The organism is Staphylococcus sp. GDY8P94P (genome assembly GCF_017892255.1).
Classification (GTDB): domain Bacteria; phylum Bacillota; class Bacilli; order Staphylococcales; family Staphylococcaceae; genus Staphylococcus; species Staphylococcus cohnii.
This window is the reverse complement of the sequence record NZ_JAESKU010000001.1, coordinates 291,901-313,055: the sequence shown is the minus strand read 5'-3', so window position 1 is coordinate 313,055 and position 21,155 is coordinate 291,901. Positions and strand designations below refer to the sequence as shown.

The following is a 21,155-nucleotide window of genomic DNA, read 5'->3' as shown; positions in this document are numbered from 1 at the left end:
TGTTTATACATTTTTGATGCAACATAGACGAATGATAGGAACATAATTACTCAATGGCAAAGGTTTATGCTTACTCTAAGCGTTATATCATTTGGAATTATTGTATGAATTTAACGGGAAAATTTAGAAGTTAAAAACATACGCATACTAAATTACGACAGAAAAAGTGATTTTTTAAATACCACATAAGCGCATTAATGGTCGAAAAATTTAGATTTTTATTCATGGAGAACATTATATAAAGTATCTAATTTGCAATGATAAGTATTAAGTTGGATAATTAATTTATAATACTTATACAGGGTGATTATAGATGGACGAAATTTTTGTTTTTAAAATAAAAACGAACGATGGAAATATGTTTCGCGAGTATGTAGAAAATATTTGGCAAATTAGTGAAGCAGTGGCTTTGACAAGATTTGAAAAAGCGATTAAAAAGCATGAATACTTTTACTTAAAAGATAGTGGAAGATATATTAATGTGAGTAATATCATTTCAATAGACGTAGAACTATTGAAATAAAACAATTAAATTATATATAGCAGAGTATTTAAATTATCGGTATGAAATATAAGTATATTGATATCATGAATTGTTTTTTTAGACTTATGCGTGCAGTTAAACTATAGTCTCAATATAAGATTAAGACGTAGTATTATGAAAATTGGTTACTTAGTGTGCTTAACTAACAAGAAATATTTTATAATCCAATATGGGTATTACTCAAAGGGAGCTAAAAAATTGAAAAAAATAATAATGTTAATTAGCTTGTATATTGTTGAGAAATTAGCTTCATCTGCGACAAAATTTTAAAATAATATAAGATGTGGAAATAAAAAAAGTTTTACACCGAATCCACAGTTTTTAAAAAAAGAAGATGACTTAAGTGATAAAAATATTCTTTTTTTAGGTTCGTCAATAACATACGGAGCAGCCTCTCATGGGGTATCATTTGTTGAATTTTTAAATATAGAATCAAATGTGCATACAACAAAGGAAGCAATTTCAGGTACGAGTTTGGCAGGTACAGAAAAGAATACGTATGTCCAAAGGATTAAAAAAGAGGAGTTAAGTAAAGCCAATTATGATTTGTTGGTTTGTCAGTTATCGACAAATGACGGTAGGTTAAATAAATCTATAGGTGAAATAAAAAAAGAGTATGACATTGACGCCTTTGATGTAAAAACAACAATTGGCGCTATGGAATATATTATTAGTTACGCTAAATTAACTTGGGATGCTCCCATATTATTTTATACTTGTATTAGAAAAACAGATTCTTATTATGAATTCTTGGTATATAATTTATATAAACTAAAAGAAAAATGGAATATTGAAATTTTAGATGTTTGGGGCAATCAATGGGCAAAAGAACAAATAAAATATGATAACACACTTTTTGCTGATGATGCACACCCGACTTTAAAAGGCTACCGCTATATTTATACACCACTTTTTAAAGAAAAGATAAAAAATATATTGAGTTAAAAATATAACACAACCATTTTTTAAACGCATCAGAAAAAATTCATTTTAGGTATAATGCAAAAGGATAGGCAAATTAATGCCTATCCTTTTTAATTATCCAGTATTTATTTTTTAGGAAAAATGAACAAAGTAAAAATAATAAAGACAATAGAAATTATAGCTAGATAAACAGATCCATTATTAATTTAAATATTAAAAATAAAGTGCTTTTATAACAGTTAGTCCTAAAGACAATAAAACTGTATTTGCAAATATATTTCACTGTATAAAAAATAAGGGTTTTATTTATAATATTGTGCAATCGACTGGATTTTAAGTGAAAAAAGATAACAATATTGTAAGTACACTTAATTCATTTTGATTGATAAAATAATTTTAAATAACGAAAGGAATGATTTTAAATGAAGAAGATATTGGTTTTAATGCCAGTTGTAATACTAGGTTTCGCAATAATATTAATAGGATTGTACTTAGTATCAAATGGAAAAAAACAAGAAGGAGAAATAGCTGGTTTAATTGATCAAATTAACCCTTTAGTTAAAGAAGAAAATAGTTATGTAAAAACAAAAAAGCCAGATAAATTTTTGGAATATGATAGAGCCAGTTACACACAAAAAGCATATGATAAGCAAGGCAAAAGTAGAAATCTTACTTTCACAGCTGCTCAAAGTTTAAAGCTAGATAAATATTTGAAAATAACCCATAAGGGAGCACATGTAGCTACATATGAAGAAGTTAACAAACAGGATATACCTAAAAAGGCAATTAAAGAAATTGAAAAGTAAAAAATGATAAGTTGATAACTCACTTTAAAGGGACTTTCAAACAGTTCTTTTATTTTCTATTTATATCGTTTTTTCAAATAGGATTTTTTCCTCTAACTATTCTTTACTTGCTAAATTTATTGTTTAATTCTTCTTGAAAATGAAGAGTGTCGTTTTTAGCTAATTAAGTTGTTACTTATTCTTATTTGCATTTGATTTAATAAGTGTTGAATCAATAAATAAAGATGAGTAATTTATGACGTCTCCTGCGGGAATAGTACTAGCTGAAGACGACAGGCTAAGGCAGCGCCCGCGGAAAGCGTGCATAAAAAAACTGCCAACAAAGTCGAAGATTTTGTCGACAGTCTGTAGCCACCTATATAAGTTGGTTAATAATTAAAAAATTAAGTGACTAATGTGTTGATCCAAAAGTATTAAGTAATACAACACCCACAATAATGATAATAATTGAAAAGATACTCATTAAATTAATTTGTTCTTTGAATATCGCAACTGACACAACTGTTGTAAGAACCAAACCAAGTCCAGCCCAACTTGCATATGTAATATTTAATGGTAAATGTTGTAATGTTTTGCTTAAAAAATAAAAACTTGCAAGAAATGAAATAATTGTTGCCAAAGTTGGATAAAGTTTTGAAAATCCTTCTGATGATTTAAGAAATGCGCTGCCTACTACTTCTCCAACTATAGCTAAAATTAATAATAAATAAGGCATGATATTATCTCCTTTGTAATTGATAATTTCATTTTACTAGTTTAATAAATGAATCGTAGTCTTGTAATTTTCTAACGATTTGCGAGGTACTGATTTTAGTGAATTCAAAAGTTTTAAGAATTATTATAATAGGTAAATAATTGACTTTTTGTAATAATGTTGTAATATTACAATTGGATCAACTAAGATTCAAAAATTTTACAGGGAGTGTTTAATATGAATAAAGTGTCAAAGATAATGTTATCTTGCGGCCTCGTATTTAGTACAGCAGTAGGTGCAGCAGCAATCGATTCACATCAATCACAAACCCAAGCAGCAGAAACGCCATATTATAACTATACAGGTTATACATCAGCAAATAGTGAATTTATTTTGGATCAAGATTTTATTAATGCAATTAAATACAAAAATTTAACAATTAATGGTTATAAAATTACAAATAGTGACGCAGAAACAGCTGAGATGGTAGATATATATGATCAATCATTTCGTAAAACTGGAGAAAATAAAGCAGATGCTGTTACTTTTGATTTAGATGGTAAATCTGTTTCAAAAAATGATTTATTAACAGTATATGGTCCTTCAGATGTAACCGACACACCAGCAGGACATATGTATGAACGTAATTATAACGATACGTCAATCAAATTTTATGTAAACGATGGCTATGTAACCAAGGTACAAATTAATACTTAAAGTGAAATATAAAGAAATACTAAACAATCAATCAAAATTAATAAATAATGTAGTTAATGAAAGTGTATTTTTATCACATGTATGTCATTCTTGAATTTTTTAGCAGTGTGTAATTTACAAATGTACAAGTCAAAAAGTGATTAATAGAAAATAGCCAATGCTAGTGGTTATTTTTATAAAACTAAATTTCTAATAAACAAACGCTCACCAATTGGTGGGCGTTTTTGTAATAAAAAATATTTTTAGTATGACTTTAATAGGTTAAGGCTAAAATCATGCATATAATTTTATACATAATTTTGGAAGTAAAGATTTAATCATGTTCTTTGAGAGAGTGTAAATTTTTAATTTCAACAATTTTTATGCGTTGTAATAGAAGGTAAGTACGTTTGTTTTAAAAATTATATGTCATACTAATCTTTCTGAGGTCTTAAAATATAAAAATAAAAAACCAAAAATATGATGATAGATGGTGGTAAACTTATAGATATTGTTTTTATAAATTCGTTACTAATTAAAATCAATGTTTCCAAATTAGAAGCATTCATAATTTCATTCATTTTTGTTTCTGATGGTCTGATTAAAATTGTGATAAATGTTATTATCAAGAAAAAAATAGTAGAATATTTTAGACTTTTTTTAAATCTCATGAAGCACCTCTCTTTGATATAGCGTATCGTAATTTTGATACACGTATGACATATGTATTATTGCTATAATTATATAATAAAAGCTGTATATATGTCATAGTGTTATTGAATTTTATTATAAAAGCGTTTTAATATCTAATTCTATATAATATTACATAGAAGTATTTTAGAGTTCTACCTATTTTGATGCCACCTTTAAAGGTGGCTATTCACAATGAAAAGAAAATTATTTTAGCATAAATCGTTTATATGTATATTGTTTTGGTTATATTTAAGAAAGACTGAAATTGGAAAGGTGTATTGTAAAATGGAGAAATTAAATCAGGTCATGTTATATGTAGATGATCAGTCAAAAGCTGTTGATTTTTGGAAAAATATAATGGAATTTGTCGTTTTATCAGAAGAAGCATTAGCAGAGGGATATAAAGCAGTAGAAATAGCACCAAATAATGAAGTCGAAACATCGATTTCTATTATGGAAAAAGCATTTATTAAAAAATATAGTCCAGAAGTTAATTTGGGTACACCATCACTTATGTTTAAAGCATCAAATTTCGATGAACTTTATGAAAAGTTGAAAGCTAAAGGCTTAACTGGACATGATATTATTGAAATGTCAGGAACTCGGGTATTTAATTTTCAAGATGGACAAGGTAACTATTTCGCCGTAAGTGAATAGCATTTATTATATTCTTGAAATAAATAACTGCAGTCAATAGGACTGAAATCAATTCGATGAAATTCGTTTGGTTTTGGTCCTTTTTAATAATCGTAAGCATATTTATTATACCTTATGGGGGTATATGTTATAATCATTAATATTAAGAGTATAACGTTACACTCTGTAAGGAGGATATAACATGACAAATTCAAATCATCATGAATCACGCGATTATCATGATCATGGGATGCGTGAGGAACATCATACACAGCATCATGAAGGACATGATATGCATGATCACCATGGACATCATCATGGCAATTTTAAGCGTAAATTTTTTATATCATTGTTATTTGCAATACCGATCGTCATTTTATCACCAATGATGGGAATAAAATTACCGTTTCAATTCTCATTTAATGGTTCCGATTGGATCGTATTAGTGCTTGCCACAGTATTGTTCTTCTATGGGGGTAAACCTTTTTTAACTGGCGCAAAAGATGAACTTTTATCTAAAAAGCCTGGTATGATGACGCTTGTTGCATTAGGTATTTCTGTAGCATATATTTATAGTTTATATGCATTTTATATGAATCATTTTAGCCATGCATCTGGGCATGTTATGGATTTCTTCTGGGAATTAGCTACATTAATATTGATTATGTTGTTAGGACATTGGATTGAAATGAATGCAGTTGGTAATGCAGGTAATGCTTTGAAAAAAATGGCTGAACTTTTACCTAATAAAGCGATAAGAGTGATAGATTCGGAAGAAAAAGAAGAGGTTTCTATATCTGAAATTGCAGCGAATGATATTGTGGAAGTAAAAGCTGGAGAAAGCATACCGGCAGACGGAGTGATAACTCAAGGAAGTACCTCGGTAGATGAATCATTAGTAACAGGAGAATCTAAGCAAGTAGTTAAAGATGAACAAGATGAAGTTATCGGTGGTTCAATTAATGGTTCAGGAACGGTACATGTCAAAGTAACTGCTACAGGAGAGAATGGCTATTTATCACAAGTGATGGGGTTAGTAAATCAAGCACAAAATGATAAGTCTGATGCGGAATTATTATCAGATAAAGTAGCGGGTTATCTATTTTATTTTGCAGTAAGTGTTGGTTTAATAGCATTTATCGTGTGGATGCTTATCCATAATAATATAGATTTTGCTTTGGAAAGATTAGTGACGGTATTGGTTATAGCTTGTCCTCATGCACTGGGATTAGCTATACCTCTAGTTACGGCGCGTTCAACTTCTATTGGCGCACATAATGGATTAATCATAAAAAATAGATCTTCTGTTGAATTGGCCCAACATATTGACTATATTATGATGGATAAAACAGGCACTTTAACAGAAGGTGATTTTTCAGTGAATCATTATGAAAGTTATACAGATCAAAGTGATAATGAAACAATCTTATCTTTATTTGCTTCATTAGAAAGTAATTCCAATCATCCACTCGCTTTAGGCATCGTGACATTTGCTAAAAGTAAAGGTATCAAAATTAAAAATCCTCAAGAAGTTACCAATATACCAGGTGTTGGATTAGAAGGTATAATAGAAAATCAAAAATATAAAATTACAAATGCAAGCTATTTAGAAAACAACAACTTGAAATATAATATCGAAGAATTTGAAAATCTTGCGAAACAAGGTAATTCAGTAAGTTTCTTAATAAATAATGATGAGGTAATAGGAGTTATTGCACAGGGAGACAAAATTAAAGAAAGTTCAAGAAAAATGGTTTCAGATTTATTATCAAGAAATATTACGCCAGTGATGTTAACAGGAGATAATAATGAAGTTGCAACTACAGTAGCTAAAGAATTAGGTATTAATGATGTCCATGCACAATTATTACCTGAGGATAAAGAAAAGATTATTCAGGATTATCAAAGTAATGGACATAAAGTAATGATGGTTGGTGACGGTATCAATGATGCACCTAGTTTAATTAGAGCGGATATAGGCATGGCTATTGGTGCTGGTACGGACGTTGCTGTTGAATCAGGAGACGTGATTCTTGTTAAAAGTACACCATCAGATATTATTCATTTCCTTTCACTTTCTAAAAATACTATGAGAAAAATGGTTCAAAATTTATGGTGGGGAGCTGGATATAACATTGTTGCTGTACCACTCGCATCTGGTGTTTTAGCATTTTTAGGGTTAATATTATCTCCTGCTGTCGGAGCAATTTTGATGTCTTTAAGTACGGTTATTGTGGCAATTAATGCAATGACATTAAAATTGAAGTAGAATTATAAAATTTTGAATGAATGCGTACGAATAGAACGATTTGAATAAAGTGGAACGACACAATCTTTTTAAAGGAAAGTGTTTGTTCCACTTTTTTAATTAGTAAACTAGAAATGAATTATGCTAAACTAGTGCTAATTAAAAAGGGGGTATGACATGTCGTTAAAACTGGAGCCTATGACGCAAAAAACTTTTGATGAAATTTATGAAAATAGCATTCATGAATATGCGCATGAACATATAAAAAGTGGTGATTGGGAAGCAGAAGGTGCCATTGAGAGGGCACGTTCAGATTTTGAAAAACTATTGCCTTATGGCTTAGCTACTGAAAATCAGGATTTATTTTCTGTTATTTACTTGAATGAAATGATTGGATATTGTTGGTTACATTTTGAGGGAATTAAAAAGAAAACTAAATGTTTTATTTATGATGTACATATTTTTGACAGTTATAGAGGTCAGGGTTTAGGTGAAAAAACGATGCTTTGTATCGAAGATTATTGCCAAAAAAGAAATATACATCGTATTGGTTTACATGTGTTTGGTCACAACGAGAGGGCAGTATCCTTATACAATAAATTAGGGTTTCAAACTACTAATTACAGAATGGAAAAAGTGATAGGGAATGATAGGCATTAAAATAAAACGCTAATTTAAAAAAGCTATCAAAAGTTTTAAGTAAGGGATTTTAAAAATCGGTAATCTATGCAAATTGATAGCGAAACATTTTTAGAATTTAGCATCTATTTTTGGATTTTTTAATGAATGTTGGCTGGCTAGATAAATGAGGTTCAACATGAACTTAGATTGATCCTAATGGTTTTATTAACATAAAGGAAATAAGAGACCACTGACTTATAACTTTTTATAAAAATAGAGAAGACGTCCTTTCTATTGGACAGATATAGAAAGAGACGTTTTTTATATGACTAAAGCTTTATGAAAGCCACTGAATTGTCTGTTTGCCAGCATTTGTATATTTATGACCAGCCAATTAATTGTGCAATTACTAATGAAATAATTGAAATAAGTCCCCACATAATAAATAAAGGGAAGAAAAACTTGATCCACTTAGTATAAGAAACGCCACCAATGGCTAATGCTGCCATGAAATAACCACTTGTAGGATAGAATACATGTGTGAAGCCATCGCCTAATTGGAAAGCTAAAACAGCTGTTTGACGAGTAATTCCTAGCATATCGGCTAATGGTGCCATGATAGGCATAGTGACAAGTGCTTGACCACTTCCTGATGAGATGATGAAGTTAATTAATACCTGAACGAGATACATACCGATGACTGCGACAGTCGGTGTAGCACTGTCAATAACAGAACCTAAGCCATGCACGATGCTGTCCATAATTTTACCGTCTTCAAGAACTACCGCGATAGAACGCGCGAGACCTACAATGATAGCGCCCATCAATACGTCTTTAAATCCGTCATTAAATGACTCGCAAATCTCACGTGTATTCAATCCAGTAATTAATCCAACAACAATTCCCATAATGATAAATAATCCAGACATTTCAACCATAAACCAACCCTGTGTAGTAACACCATAAACAAGTACAATAAAAAAGGCTAATACAACTGCAATGCCAATTTTTTGACGTTGTGTTGCTACTAGCGGTTCGTGGTTCGTAATATCTTTATAGGTTTGTCTTTTTTCAGTGTCTTCTTGGTAAACTAAGCTAATACGTGGGGTTTGTTTTACTTTTCGTGCGTATCTCATTATAAATAATATTGTTATAAAGAGCACAAAGATAAAAATTATGAGTCGTAAGCCGATACCAGAAAAGACAGGGATACCAGATAATTTTTGTGCTAAACCAGTATTGATTGGGTTTAATACACCGACTGTAAAGCCTACAACAGTACCACATAGCGCAATCGCAGTAGCGGTTATAGAGTCATAACCTAAAGCAATAATTAATGGAATGATAACGGGTATGTATACAAGTGAAAGTTCAGCAGTACCTATGAGCGTAGCAATAATTGCAAATACTGATGTCAGTACTGGAATGATAAAGATACTATGATTTAAAAACCTACGCGCGAGTTTATCAACGCCAATTTCAATAATGCCTGTACGTCGTAATACCATAAACATACCACCAATAATCAGGGTGAAGAATACAATTTCACCTGCTTCAATGAGACCTCTCGGAATAATGGATATAAAGTCTATGATATGCACTGGCGAAGCTTTTATATAATGAAATGAGTCTGCATCAACCATTTCTCTACCTTCTGGTCCTTTAATTCGATCAAATTCTCCAGAAGGAATGAGGTAAGTTGAAATGGTGGCTAAGACACCAAATATAAATAAAATAACATAAATATGTGGCATTTCTAACTTTTTCCTGTCTTTATTTGTTGCTTTCCCTTTATTTTTTGAAAATTTCATTGCTACACCCCTTTTAGCTAACATAAATAATGAAAATATATCATGGTTATACAAAAACTAAAATCTTAATTTTCTGAAAATTTTAATTTAAACTTAATTATAACAAAATTTTTATAAAATCATTAAATAAATATGATTTTAGTTAAATAATTTAGCATGAATTAATATAAAATAAAAAATCTAGTAATTGAACTGTGCAGCTCACTTACTAGACTTTACTAGAAACATTATATCTATTTGATAATTAAAGACAGTAACAAGCCACTATCTTAATTATAGATGTTTATTACATTGTTCGATCAACATTACTACACAATATATTCAAATAGCGATGAACATTATGAGAAGTCGTATCTTTAGGCAGTGCATGAGAAAACGTATTACCTTTTGTCGTTTTAACAGTGTAGATTATGTCATAGTTACTAATTTTGAAATCAATTATTTTCATAAATATCCCCTTAACAATGGTCATTGTTTTAAAATAATGAAATTGCAAATGAAACTGTGAAATAGGTTGAAGTACAAAGTTGACCATTTATATAATTGTACTATACATAAATCTTTTAAGTAATAAAAAGTATAACATATTTATGAAACTAACTTAAATAATACAAATAAAAAACACATTCAAATTTAAGAATATGTTTAATCATTAAGTAAATTTATTATTTCATCGTACTTTTGTTCACTCAAGGTACCTAAAGGACTTTGATTTATTTCAAATATTAAAAAATCATCATTTGAATTGAATACACTTTTTATAGTTTCACAAATCGTTTTTTTAGCTAAGTCACTTTTTAACAACCACAAACCTTTGTAGATGTATAAAGGTTTACCAACAAGATTTAACTTTGAAGGTAATTTTTCATACCCATAAGAAATAGAATTTAAATTATAGGATAATATATATTTCGCCATTTATATCGCCCTCCGATATAAGCATATCATTAACTAAGATTTAAAGGTTGAAAGAAGGTTGAGTTTAAACACCATTGACTAATTTATTGAATATTATAGACTGATTAAGTTTGTTTTTATTTTAGAAGGGGATTTTAATAGTATAAGTAACTTTATTTTTAATACTATGAGGTGAAATAAAAATGAATTATATAAATTATATAACATCAAAAGATAACACGAAGCTTTATGCAAAAATAAATGAAATTGAAAAGGCTAAAGCTAATATTATTATAGTCCATGGATTAGCTGAACATCTTGATCGTTATGATGAATTAGCTAATTACTTAAATAAAAATGAATTCAATGTAATTAGGTATGATCAGCGGGGACATGGTCGATCAGAAGGTAAGCAGACATTTTATAGTAATAAAGATGAGATTGTTGAAGATTTGACTGCTGTGGTTGATAAAGTTAAGGCTGATTATAAAGGGAAGATATATTTAATTGGTCATAGTATGGGTGGATATACAGTAACATTATTCGGTACACAATATCCTAATGAAGTAGACGGCATAATAACATCTGGCGCTTTAACGAGATATAATAAGAAAACGTTTGGTGAAGTAGACAATCATGTAGATAAGTATAGTTATTTTGATAACGAGCTTAATGAAGGACTATGTTCAGATCAAAATGTTGTTGAAAAATATGCATTAGATGATTTGAATGCAAAGCAAATTTCAATGGGATTAATAGTTAGCCTAATGGATGGTATAGCATATTTAAAAGAAAATGCATCCAAATTTATTGAACATACACTTATATTACATGGTAAGGAAGATGGGTTGGTGAGTTACCAAGATTCATTACAATTATTTGATGAAATAGGTTCTGAACATAAATCAATTCATATTTATGATGGTTTACAACACGAAATATTTAATGAATCTTCTTTTAACAAGAATATTTTTAAAGAAATTGTTGATTGGTTAGATAATGAAATATATTCTACATAAATTTTTAAAGTAGATTTACAAATTAATTGTTGATTAAGTCCTCAAATATTTTAAAATGTTTGTTTCAGCAATTTGAAGGATTTATAAATAAAAAAATAATTAAGACAAAATAATTGAAGGAGACAAATATGTTTATTAAAACCTTGCACATGGAATACGAAGAGAGTTTCGAAGAATTTGATACACGCGTAAACCAATTTTTACATGAAGTTGACGATAAACAGCATTGGGAACTTGTTTCAGTGACACCTTCAGTTACAAACACTGTGGAAGGCGTAGATTATTTTATTACAATTGTTTATAAAAAGTAATGAATAGTACGATAAAAAAGAGCCTGAAAAAGTTTTCAGGCTTAAACACAATATAGACAGTAACTTGGTTAGGAAATGTCTAATCATCATGATATCAATCTAATCACTAATTATATAAATTCAATATGTGTACTAAATTCATATAATTAGTGACTAAATGTTTTTTGAGGGTCGTTGAAATAATCGGCTAAAATTTTAGTGTCATTTTCTGATGGTTCTCTATATCCATGTTCCCAATCCCATATTTGACATATTCTATAACTTTTCTCGTAGTTTTTGTTTAAATTAATTGCTAATTTAGACAAACTTAAATGCTTTTTTTCACGTAGCTCAGTTAAAATTTCCAAAATTTAAAACCTCCATCATTTAAATGTATAAGACTTATATTAATTATTTTAGTACAGATAAACTGTATGTTCAAATAACTAAATATTTATTTAGAATTAATTGGAATGTTATTTCCAACGATTTTAATATTTTGAATAAAATATAAATCGTTTGTTGATTGTATGAGGTGTCAGGATATAAGGATAGGGTATTAAAATATTAAAAATATTTATAATAAGGAGGAAAATAAATTGAAAATAATTGCTATGAGTATTTTTGTAGATAATCAAGAAAAAGCAAAACAATTTTATACAGAAAAGCTCGGTTTTGAACTTGTACATGACATGGAGATTGGTGGCGGATTTAAATGGTTAACTGTAAAAGAAAACAATTCGAACAATCCGGTAGAAATCGTTCTTGAACCTAATGAGAACCCTATTGCAAAGAGATATCAAGATGATTTGTTTAATGCAGGTATTCCCGTAACGATGTTTGGCGTTTCTAATTTAGAACAAACACACCAATCACTGTCAGATTTAGATGTAAAATTTCATACAACACCAAAAGAGGTTGAAGGAATTAAATTAGCAATCATCGAAGACACTTGTGGTAATTTAATTCAATTAATTGAGCAATAAGTGTATATTTTTTTCTAAGCACTAGATTTAATTTATCGTCATTTTTTATGATATAAGTTAAGTTTGGTGCTTGTTACTTATTATATTAAAGCACTTTATAAAATATAATTTCTGTATTCATCAACGATGAAAATAAATAATCATTTTTTGTAGCGCTCTGAATTAAACACTAGTTAACAAATTTTGGCTATGTTTATGAAGTATATTTTATTGGAGGGAACTTTATTGAAAGTTATGAGTTTGCAAATGCATTACTTTACGAATTACAATCCAATAACGATGGTAAACTAAATGATAAAGTAACGATGATCAATACGATATAACCCCTTTATCCACCGTATTCATCATCGTTCAAAAACTGGGTATTTATTTATTCATTTTATCAATATCTTCCGCAACAATTGTTAATAATTCTTCAGTTTCTGCGTCGGTTAACTCATCAGAACCTTTAATTCTAATGACAGAACCCTTATCTGTTTTAACATGGTAAATCGGTTCTTCGTCTTTATAAACTTTTCGTAATACTTTCATCTCATCACCCTTTTTTTCTATAAAACAATTCACGATAATATAAAATAATGTCTAAATAGAAACATTACTTTCATAAGACGAATAAGTTCTTATTTTATAACTGAAATGATTAATACTTTAACTATAGGATAACTTTTTATTAAATTCATTTCCACTGGTATGATTTAATTAATTTAATTATTTTGTTGAATCTTATTTAAAATAATACATTTTCAACTGTTAATTATAATTTATGATATTTTTTTGAGGAAATTAGTTTTTTGTGTTTTTATATTATAAAGAAGGGTATAACTAACCAAGCACAAAAAGTCCTCCAAACTTTAGTGTGGAATATATTTTCGAGATTGACGTCGCTTTTCGAAGCGGCGTTTTTGTTTTATACTGCATATAGTATGACTATTTAAAAAAGGGATGTATATTGTGAGATTATTGAGTATATTGTCATTTTTATGTAGCCTGGCGATAACAGTTGTTATTATATATGGCGTTATCATGATGGCTGGTGACTTAATGGGGTTAACAACATTTAATAATCAATTATTAATTGTAGGTCTAGCATTTGTATTATTGAGTGGTTTGTTTGGAAAAAGTAAACCAAGATTGTCAATGTTAGTGCTATTTATTGGATTTATAATTGTGATTGTTAATTAATAAATAATAAAAGGAGTGAAAAGGAATCAATGTTTACCATTGATTTCTTATTTTCACTCCTTTTTATATGAGTCATTTTATCAAAAATAACTAAGCTTTAAATGATTCAATATTGCCTTGAAGTTTTTGATCCATGTCATTAGCTATTTTTAATAATAATTGTTTTATATCTTTTGAAGTTAATTCATTATCAGCAGTAACTTTGATAATTAAGCCTAAATCCGTTTTAATATGGAAAGTCGTACGGTTATTTTCAGATACGCTTCTTAATATTTGCATCTTAATCACCCCGTTTTCAAATTACAGAATTATCGTTTGACGTATAACTAAACAGTATTAATGAGATAATTCAATTAACATAGTGTAAAATGTTAATTTGATATAAGTTTAATATATTTGAGATGAAATGAATAATAATTAGCTTCTGATATAGTGAGGTGATTATTTAATGTATTTAGGTATCATTTTGATATAGATAAGTTCGCCTAATAATTCACATAATGTTTATGTAATAATGACTGTAGTTGTAATGGTTACCCAATGGTTTGGTAAACCTAATGCTAAAGGTAGGACAACTAGTGCATTTCTTGTACTAGAACTAAATGCAATGGTCCTTTTGGTTTCTTGTGTTACTTTAAATAATTTACCGCATAAGGTACCTATTAAAGGAGCAATGATTAAAAAACAAATATAAATAGGTATAACTGTAATGACAATATTTAAATTATGGATAATTTTATTTATTTGTGATCCCACAATTGAAAATAAAACGAGAGCCATAAAAATTTCAGGAAGCCAAGAAGTAAACTTTAATATTTGATTTATGTTTTTGGACTTTTTACTAGAATATTGCAATAAAAGTGCTAATAATAAAGGGAAAATTATAAACATCAAAAACGACTTAAAGAATGGTAAAATATCTATTTGTGAAAAAATATCAGTGTTTAGAAATAGCGTAAAATACAAAGGTAATAATAAAATTTGGCATATAAACAGTAGCGGTGTAGCAAATAACATGAGTTGTTCGTTTCCTTTTCCTAATGCATTAAAAACAAGAACGTAGTCAATACAAGGCGTTAATAGAACAAGATACAACCCGATTATGATAGGTGCATCTGAAATATCAAACAATTGGATCAAACCATAAACAAATAAAGGAATAACAATAAAATTTGATATTAATAATGCCAAAATAGACTTTATATTAAACAAACTGTGTGTGATGTTAAAAAATGGAATTTGTGAAAACATACTAAACATAAGTAGACACAAACTAGCAGAAATTATAGATTCTAATATGTTGGCAAAAGTATTTGATATTAAGCCAACAAGGACACCGCTTAAAAGTGCTATAAAATAAATGTAAATTTGGTACTTTTCAATCATGGATTTTATATATTGCATAATGACCTCTCGTATATCAATTTTGTTCATGGATTTATTTCATACACAGTCAGTAATACAGAATAACTTGAAATAAAAAAAGTGGTGAGAAATCATGTATGCCATTTTGATTTCAAGTCCCACTTCTTTATATGAACTAGTTTCGATTTTATTTTTTGTCTTTATCTTGAACGCTTACTTTATTTTCAATTTTATCATCATTTGTGCTATCAATACTTAGAAGTAATGCACGAATTACTAAAACACCAGATATAAGTAATAACAGATTTTTTAATAGTTTCATATTTTCACCCACTTGTATGAATTTAAATGTTTGTTACAAAATAATTATATTTATATATATCATACACTAAAATCTACCGACTAAATAAAAATACTATTGTGTTTGTTTCCTTTATATAAAGGTTATTTAAAGGTCGACGACGTAAAGTGTTGAATTTTCTTCATCGACTGTTACTTTTAATTCATCACTATTATTTTCAATGGTGGTATTAACAACATTTCCTTGCTCAATCGTAAAGAAAATTTGGCTTAAAATACCCATCGCATATTCATTAATTGGACTTACAAGAGAAATAGAAGTTGTATCTTCTTGTATCATAAATTGCTTTTGACTTTGATTTATTAATTGCCACTTAGGTAAATAGGTTAATTTCATAATTGTCACTCCTTAATATTGCTACATTTTCAATATTTTTCTAAAGAAGAATATTGAATTTTGAATTAATTAATTGTGAAAGGGAATAAGTTCACCAAGTACATAAGAATAAGAGGTGATAGCATGATTGTTTTATTATCTATTATATTAGCATTAATTTTTGCTTTTCTAGCAACAATGCCATTTTTATTTATAAATACGAGGTTACATGAAAATGTTAATCACTCTAAGGAAGAGATACGCCATGAAAAAATAAGAGCGATTAAACGTTTTGTGTATTTTTTTATATTAATTATTATTTTGTTAATGGTTTTTCATTTCATTACAAATTGAATTGATACGTATAAAATACAAACATAAGTGCGAGCATATTTGATTCGTTCTTGAAATTAAATGACTTATGTTATAGAAGTAGGAGGAAATGATGATTTTTAAGTGATTCATGGGTGAAAGCTTGTAATAAAGCGCCACTTATTGAATTGATTTTAAGTGGCACCTCGAAAGCTTATGGTATCGTTTAGTTTAAACTAAGATTGTTTGATCGTATACGCATTGAATTGATATTGAACGCCTAAATATGATCTAACTGAAAATAATAGTAAAGAGTATACCCACAACACCAAAAATAATTAACATAACGGTCAGTCCGAGTAAAGATTCTTTGGTTTGTTGTTTGTCTTTCAATTTATAAAATATTAAAGAAATAATCCCACAAATTAAAAATATGAGTGAAAGCCAAAATACAATCATGAAATGTAAACTCAAATTCTTGTCCCTCCTTTGTAATGTCATCTAGCTGTAATACTTGATGATTTTATTCAATAACTTAAAAATTAATTGTTTTTAGTTTTGTAAGCTCGTTTGTATTATATTTTATCATTTATTCATAAGATGCCATAGTGTAAGATATTTTCACGAATTTGGTTATAAAAAGTAAATTCTGGAAATAGATTATCAGCATGATTATGTTTAACGTAGAAAAGAGGAATTGCATGAGCAATTTTAATGTGAAATTGGATAGGGCAAGACAAGCAGTAAATGAAATACAAGATAGTAACAGTAAAGATTTTCAAGAAGCAGAACAGTTAATTGTAGAATTGAAGCAAGCAATTAGAAATGACTTAATGCCACAAACTGAGCAAGAAGACAAAAGATTAAAAGACATTGCAAGCAAATTAAATACACATATAAAAACGAGTTTTGAAAAATTTCATACACCTCAGGATATAAGTCATTATTTAGAGTCAGCCTTTCAACGAGGTAAAAAAGATAAAACGTACGGGAGAGCATTAATATTAATTGAAGAAAATGAAATGATAGAACAAGTGAAAATACATTTTAATGATAGAGCACAAAACGCCAAGTTAATTAATAACATTTTAGAAAAATTGATTGAACTGAGTATAGAAATAATGCCAACCGAATATACAGAAATATTGAAAATTGAAAAATCATATTTCGAAAAAGCATTTGCCAATTAAAAAAGAATTAGCGTATAAATATTAAAATTTTAGATTTTATTAATTATAACGGTGTATAATAGTAGTGAATCGAATAAGTAAGGAGATAAATAATTATGAATGAAGTAAATAAAGTAATTTATATTGTTTTAGCGGTGTTTTTAGGAAGTTTTGGAATTCATAAGTTTTATGCTAGAAAAACTGGTATGGGTCTTTTGTTCCTTGTATTTTGTTGGACAGGTATTCCACAAATTTTAGCTATTATAGGTGCGATTATTACAGTATTTAAACCTGCTGATCAAAATGGCAATGTTTTAGTTTAAAACTATGATATAAAATAAAACGAGGCTGGGACATAAACCCCCATTTTCAAAATAAGAGGACAAATCCTTAACAATGGATTTGTCCTCTTTATATTTAAAATTTTCCGATTTTGATCGTGCATGCTTGCCTGGGGGATATGTCTCGAGCCTGTAGTCTCTCGCTCATATCATTTCCCCGGGCGTCAGCACAATGAAAAATCGTTGGAATATTTATCAAGATACAAAAGCAAAGGCTCATTAGAAACAATTCATTACCTCTAATATATTGATGAAGTTCTTATTTTATAAAATTAATAACATGAGTTAGCCAGAAATCATAAGTAATAAAGAATTGGACCTTTTGATATGAGAATAATATGCGATTTTGATCGTGCATGCTTGCCTGGGGTATGGTTCGAGCCTGTAGTCTCTCGCTCATATCATTTCCCTGGGCGTCAGCACGTTACAAAATCAGTACAATAAAATTTATGTATGAAAAACAATTCAAAACTAATAAGAAAATAATGAAGCATTTTAATTTGGGAGTTATTTTAAATCTCAAATTAATCAACAGCTTTCATAACCAGAGACTAAAAAATCTGTAGTCAAAGAAAAATTGATGTAGAAGCAGTTTTTGAGTTCATGAAGGCTATTTTAGGTCTCAATCGAATGTCAGTTCGGGGGATAGACAAAGTCAAAAGATAATTAGGATTTGTCCTAATAGCATTGAATGTAAGGAAAATGGTAGCTCAACGAGGTACACTATTTGATAAAAATAAAGAAAACGACAATTTCTACATATCTCAATAGAAATTATCGTTTTCTGTTTAGTCAGAGACAATTATGTCCTGAACTCGTTTTTATATTGAAAAATATAATGACATCAATCAAATTAAAATAAAAAAGTATTTAATTTTTATTGCTTTAGCAATAGAATTCATAAACTTTACAATATTTACAATTTTGATTAAATACTATGAAAACAACAATTAAACTGTTCATTTTTAAATTTAAAAATGAACAGTGATAGACAAATAAATATTATTTGTTATGATTATGAAAAGGCTTTAAATAGTAAGACATGTAACGATTAAAATTTAAATAATCGAGGTAATGCTTATGACATTCTATGATTTTATAAATGACTTTGTTAATGACGACACGCCACTTGGTCAACTTGCCTATTTTATAAATAAAGATAAGAATTTCCCTAAACATGCAACAGGATATCATGAATTATATGCATATTTTAAAACGAATTATAATTATAATGAAATAATGACGTCTGCAAAAAGGGCATTAAGTTTATATCTGAATAACTTAAGCGTTAATTAGCATAAAGATTCATTGTTCATAATACCAATTTCTTATTTTTAGAGCATATTTAATGTCTTCCGTTCTAAAGTTAATTTCGTTATTTCTAATTGAAAAAGGTTCAATGATATCTTGAGCCATCCATGTATTAATAAGTTCTGTAGGTAGGCCATCTAATTCCATGTCACTTTTACTTAGAACAAAACATTCCCAATCTAGAGAAATTTTTGTAGGATTAATATATACACACTCATTAATCTGATTCATAAAAACACTCCTTAACATTGTAAATCCGACGTTAAGTTTTACCCAAGTACAAATAAAATAAAACGACAATTTTATTTTATTTGTCTACTAATAAATAATAATATGTAATTGTTGATAATCATTAATATATAAATATAAGCACAGTACGAAAAAGCATGTCATCAACTAATTCATTGGCGATATAAATTATAAACTCGTATACAAATAAAGCACTCATCCAATTTGAAGTGGATGAGTGCTTTTTGTATTCAAAAGCTAACATTCTTGTTTACTGTGCATATTTTTCTTGAAGTAAGTTGAGATATGTACTTTTACCACGGTATAATTCCTAAAATACAAGCTACTAAAATCATAAATAGACTAGATCCAACAGCCCATTTTATTACTATGCGTTGGTTTTGGCCGTATTCTATATCTAGCATACCTACAAGTAAATAACCAGCAGCATATAATGGACTTAACACATGTAAAGGCTGACCTAGAACTGAAGCTCTGGCCATATCAACTTTGGAAATACCAAATTGTTGCGCAGATTCAGCTAAAATAGGTAATACACCATAGTAGAAAGGATCATTAGCCATAAAGTATGTAAATGGTCCACTCAAAATTGCCGTGATTAACGCAAAATGATTGCCCATTGCATCTGGTATGATTTGTACCAAAGTATTAGCCATTTCGTTAACCATTTTTGTTCCATTCATTACACCTGTAAATATACCTGAAGCAAAAACAAGACTGATTACAGAAAGTACATCTCCAGCATGTTTTTTTACAACAGAATTTTGAATACTTAAATTAGGATAGTTTAGTAATATTGCAAAGCCAAACCATAACATAAACAAGACTGGTATTGGCATTAAGCCGATAACCAGACAGACGATTAATGAAATTGTTAGTATTGCGTTTGGAATAAGCATTTTTGGTCTTTTTAATAAAGATTCTTCTTTTGTATCGTTAGGTTTTATATCATTTAAATCAATATTTGTATTTGATGTAATATACTTTTTTGAACGCTTTCCAAGTATGTAAGCAACTCCAAATGCAAATAATATACCAGCAATCATTGCAGGTATGATAGGCACAAAGACTTCTTCAGTAGTTACTTGCAAAGATGAAATCGCACGTGCAGTGGGGCCACCCCAAGGCAACATGTTCATTACACCGATAGATAGAAGCGCCAATGTTGATAAAGTATATAGACTCATGCCAATCTTTTTATAAAGTGGCATCATTGCAGTTACGGTGATGATGAAAGTAGTGGTACCATCACCATCTAATGCTACCATAGATGCTAAAATTACAGTGCCTATTGCTATTTTTACTGGATCCCCTTTAACGACTTTTATAATTTGATTAATGACTGGTTCAAATAAGCCAACATCTATCATAACGCCAAAATAAAGTATGGCAAAAGTCAGCATAATTCCAGTTGGTGCAACAGTTTCTATGCCATCTAACATAAACTTACCTAAACCTGCATAGAAGCCACCAATTAAAGCAAAAATGGTAGGTATGACAATTAACGCAGTTAAAGCTGACATTTTACGTGTCATAATTAATACCATAAAGATGATAATCATAATAAAACCGAGAATTGCTAAGTTCATATATTCAATTTTCCCCCTTTGTTTTTATCATTATATACTTTTCAGAAATTTTTTAAAAATAAAATATTACTCTTTTTCAAAAAGTATATAGTAAAA

27 protein-coding genes and 1 pseudogene are annotated in these 21,155 nt (G+C 28.8%); 15 read left to right on the top strand and 13 right to left on the bottom strand.

Going from position 1 to position 21,155, the window contains the following annotated elements; all coding sequences use genetic code 11:
- The first annotated feature begins 313 nt into the window (after positions 1 to 313).
- The 3 genes from KA926_RS01605 to KA926_RS01595 all read left to right on the top strand — a co-directional run bounded on the left by KA926_RS01605 (position 314) and on the right by KA926_RS01595 (position 2,274).
- Positions 314 to 523 (top strand): hypothetical protein, encoded by a 210-nt coding sequence (locus tag KA926_RS01605; RefSeq protein WP_210143504.1) that lies wholly within the window; start codon positions 314 to 316, stop codon positions 521 to 523.
- A 297-nt stretch (positions 524 to 820) separates the two neighbouring features.
- Complete coding sequence (locus KA926_RS01600) at positions 821 to 1,489, top strand: SGNH/GDSL hydrolase family protein (protein ID WP_348634171.1); 669 nt, start codon at positions 821 to 823, stop codon at positions 1,487 to 1,489.
- Positions 1,490 to 1,890: 401 nt separating this feature from the next.
- On the top strand, positions 1,891 to 2,274 hold the full coding sequence (locus KA926_RS01595; RefSeq protein WP_210143502.1) for a YxeA family protein: 384 nt from the start codon (positions 1,891 to 1,893) through the stop codon (positions 2,272 to 2,274).
- Between the two features lie 391 nt (positions 2,275 to 2,665).
- On the opposite strand, the gene qac is transcribed toward KA926_RS01595, so the two are convergent.
- Positions 2,666 to 2,989 carry a QacCGHJ group quaternary ammonium compound efflux SMR transporter gene (gene qac / locus KA926_RS01590; protein WP_210143501.1) on the bottom strand — a complete coding sequence of 108 codons (324 nt, stop codon included), beginning with the start codon at positions 2,987 to 2,989 and terminating at the stop codon, positions 2,666 to 2,668.
- A 216-nt stretch (positions 2,990 to 3,205) separates the two neighbouring features.
- On the opposite strand from qac, the gene isaB reads away from it, so the two are divergent.
- The 4 genes from isaB (at position 3,206) to KA926_RS01570 (ending at position 7,901) form a co-directional block, all read left to right on the top strand.
- Entirely contained in the window at positions 3,206 to 3,685 is a 480-nt protein-coding gene (isaB, locus tag KA926_RS01585; protein ID WP_210143500.1) for an immunodominant staphylococcal antigen IsaB family protein, read from the top strand.
- 957 nt (positions 3,686 to 4,642) lie between these two features.
- Positions 4,643 to 5,014, top strand: a complete 372-nt coding sequence (locus KA926_RS01580) for a VOC family protein (protein WP_107386583.1) — start codon at positions 4,643 to 4,645, stop codon at positions 5,012 to 5,014.
- Positions 5,015 to 5,195: 181 nt separating this feature from the next.
- Positions 5,196 to 7,262: a heavy metal translocating P-type ATPase gene (locus tag KA926_RS01575; RefSeq protein ID WP_210143499.1), complete on the top strand. Its 2,067-nt coding sequence runs from the start codon at positions 5,196 to 5,198 to the stop codon at positions 7,260 to 7,262.
- A 156-nt stretch (positions 7,263 to 7,418) separates the two neighbouring features.
- Positions 7,419 to 7,901: a GNAT family N-acetyltransferase gene (locus KA926_RS01570; protein ID WP_210143498.1), complete on the top strand. Its 483-nt coding sequence runs from the start codon at positions 7,419 to 7,421 to the stop codon at positions 7,899 to 7,901.
- 341 nt (positions 7,902 to 8,242) lie between these two features.
- Here KA926_RS01570 and KA926_RS01565 read toward each other — a convergent pair whose 3' ends face one another.
- The 3 genes from KA926_RS01565 to KA926_RS01555 all read right to left on the bottom strand — a co-directional run bounded on the left by KA926_RS01565 (position 8,243) and on the right by KA926_RS01555 (position 10,591).
- On the bottom strand, positions 8,243 to 9,673 hold the full coding sequence (locus KA926_RS01565) for a YfcC family protein (RefSeq protein ID WP_210143497.1): 1,431 nt from the start codon (positions 9,671 to 9,673) through the stop codon (positions 8,243 to 8,245).
- Positions 9,674 to 9,959: 286 nt separating this feature from the next.
- Positions 9,960 to 10,121 (bottom strand): hypothetical protein, encoded by a 162-nt coding sequence (locus KA926_RS01560; protein WP_171027039.1) that lies wholly within the window; start codon positions 10,119 to 10,121, stop codon positions 9,960 to 9,962.
- Positions 10,122 to 10,318: 197 nt separating this feature from the next.
- Entirely contained in the window at positions 10,319 to 10,591 is a 273-nt protein-coding gene (locus KA926_RS01555) for a hypothetical protein (RefSeq protein ID WP_210143496.1), read from the bottom strand.
- A 182-nt stretch (positions 10,592 to 10,773) separates the two neighbouring features.
- Here KA926_RS01555 and KA926_RS01550 point away from each other — a divergent pair, with 182 nt between their 5' ends.
- Together KA926_RS01550 and KA926_RS01545 are read left to right on the top strand one after the other, a co-directional pair.
- On the top strand, positions 10,774 to 11,589 hold the full coding sequence (locus KA926_RS01550) for an alpha/beta hydrolase (protein ID WP_210143495.1): 816 nt from the start codon (positions 10,774 to 10,776) through the stop codon (positions 11,587 to 11,589).
- A 128-nt stretch (positions 11,590 to 11,717) separates the two neighbouring features.
- Complete coding sequence (locus KA926_RS01545) at positions 11,718 to 11,900, top strand: hypothetical protein (RefSeq protein ID WP_019467906.1); 183 nt, start codon at positions 11,718 to 11,720, stop codon at positions 11,898 to 11,900.
- 146 nt (positions 11,901 to 12,046) lie between these two features.
- Here KA926_RS01545 and KA926_RS01540 read toward each other — a convergent pair whose 3' ends face one another.
- Positions 12,047 to 12,247 (bottom strand): helix-turn-helix domain-containing protein, encoded by a 201-nt coding sequence (locus KA926_RS01540; RefSeq protein ID WP_210143494.1) that lies wholly within the window; start codon positions 12,245 to 12,247, stop codon positions 12,047 to 12,049.
- 231 nt (positions 12,248 to 12,478) lie between these two features.
- Between KA926_RS01540 and KA926_RS01535 the strand changes: the two genes are divergently transcribed.
- Positions 12,479 to 12,865: a VOC family protein gene (locus KA926_RS01535; RefSeq protein ID WP_210143493.1), complete on the top strand. Its 387-nt coding sequence runs from the start codon at positions 12,479 to 12,481 to the stop codon at positions 12,863 to 12,865.
- Positions 12,866 to 13,231: 366 nt separating this feature from the next.
- On the opposite strand, the gene vraX is transcribed toward KA926_RS01535, so the two are convergent.
- A complete protein-coding gene (gene vraX / locus KA926_RS01530; RefSeq protein WP_210143492.1) occupies positions 13,232 to 13,396 on the bottom strand; it encodes a C1q-binding complement inhibitor VraX in 165 nt (54 codons plus the stop codon).
- A gap of 420 nt (positions 13,397 to 13,816) precedes the next feature.
- On the opposite strand from vraX, the gene KA926_RS01525 reads away from it, so the two are divergent.
- Positions 13,817 to 14,047 carry a hypothetical protein gene (locus KA926_RS01525; RefSeq protein ID WP_026034740.1) on the top strand — a complete coding sequence of 77 codons (231 nt, stop codon included), beginning with the start codon at positions 13,817 to 13,819 and terminating at the stop codon, positions 14,045 to 14,047.
- A gap of 90 nt (positions 14,048 to 14,137) precedes the next feature.
- Here the strand turns inward: KA926_RS01525 and KA926_RS01520 are convergent, their stop codons facing one another.
- The 5 genes from KA926_RS01520 to tsaT form a co-directional block, all read right to left on the bottom strand.
- Positions 14,138 to 14,326, bottom strand: coding sequence for a hypothetical protein (locus KA926_RS01520; protein ID WP_019467911.1), 189 nt, complete (start codon positions 14,324 to 14,326; stop codon positions 14,138 to 14,140).
- A gap of 225 nt (positions 14,327 to 14,551) precedes the next feature.
- The gene (locus KA926_RS01515) at positions 14,552 to 15,451 is read right to left on the bottom strand and encodes an arsenic resistance protein (protein WP_245335811.1); all 900 of its coding nucleotides are present in this window, start codon (positions 15,449 to 15,451) and stop codon (positions 14,552 to 14,554) included.
- A gap of 148 nt (positions 15,452 to 15,599) precedes the next feature.
- On the bottom strand, positions 15,600 to 15,734 hold the full coding sequence (locus tag KA926_RS14040; protein WP_258230502.1) for a hypothetical protein: 135 nt from the start codon (positions 15,732 to 15,734) through the stop codon (positions 15,600 to 15,602).
- 126 nt (positions 15,735 to 15,860) lie between these two features.
- Positions 15,861 to 16,109, bottom strand: a complete 249-nt coding sequence (locus tag KA926_RS01510) for a hypothetical protein (RefSeq protein WP_210143491.1) — start codon at positions 16,107 to 16,109, stop codon at positions 15,861 to 15,863.
- Between the two features lie 582 nt (positions 16,110 to 16,691).
- Entirely contained in the window at positions 16,692 to 16,874 is a 183-nt protein-coding gene (gene tsaT / locus KA926_RS01505) for a type II toxin-antitoxin system toxin TsaT (RefSeq protein WP_210143490.1), read from the bottom strand.
- Between the two features lie 227 nt (positions 16,875 to 17,101).
- On the opposite strand from tsaT, the gene KA926_RS01500 reads away from it, so the two are divergent.
- From KA926_RS01500 to KA926_RS01485, 4 genes and pseudogenes are all read left to right on the top strand, one after another.
- Complete coding sequence (locus KA926_RS01500) at positions 17,102 to 17,590, top strand: hypothetical protein (RefSeq protein WP_210143489.1); 489 nt, start codon at positions 17,102 to 17,104, stop codon at positions 17,588 to 17,590.
- Positions 17,591 to 17,685: 95 nt separating this feature from the next.
- Positions 17,686 to 17,892, top strand: coding sequence for a TM2 domain-containing protein (locus KA926_RS01495; protein ID WP_019467917.1), 207 nt, complete (start codon positions 17,686 to 17,688; stop codon positions 17,890 to 17,892).
- Positions 17,893 to 18,377: 485 nt separating this feature from the next.
- Positions 18,378 to 18,740 (top strand): annotated as a pseudogene (locus tag KA926_RS01490) (transposase); the annotation flags it as partial.
- A 250-nt stretch (positions 18,741 to 18,990) separates the two neighbouring features.
- Entirely contained in the window at positions 18,991 to 19,206 is a 216-nt protein-coding gene (locus KA926_RS01485) for a sterile alpha motif-like domain-containing protein (RefSeq protein WP_107384306.1), read from the top strand.
- A 9-nt stretch (positions 19,207 to 19,215) separates the two neighbouring features.
- On the opposite strand, the gene KA926_RS01480 is transcribed toward KA926_RS01485, so the two are convergent.
- Both KA926_RS01480 and KA926_RS01475 read right to left on the bottom strand, forming a co-directional pair.
- Positions 19,216 to 19,452 carry a hypothetical protein gene (locus KA926_RS01480; RefSeq protein ID WP_210143488.1) on the bottom strand — a complete coding sequence of 79 codons (237 nt, stop codon included), beginning with the start codon at positions 19,450 to 19,452 and terminating at the stop codon, positions 19,216 to 19,218.
- A 311-nt stretch (positions 19,453 to 19,763) separates the two neighbouring features.
- Positions 19,764 to 21,059, bottom strand: coding sequence for a CitMHS family transporter (locus tag KA926_RS01475; protein ID WP_210143487.1), 1,296 nt, complete (start codon positions 21,057 to 21,059; stop codon positions 19,764 to 19,766).
- Positions 21,060 to 21,155: the final 96 nt, after the last annotated feature.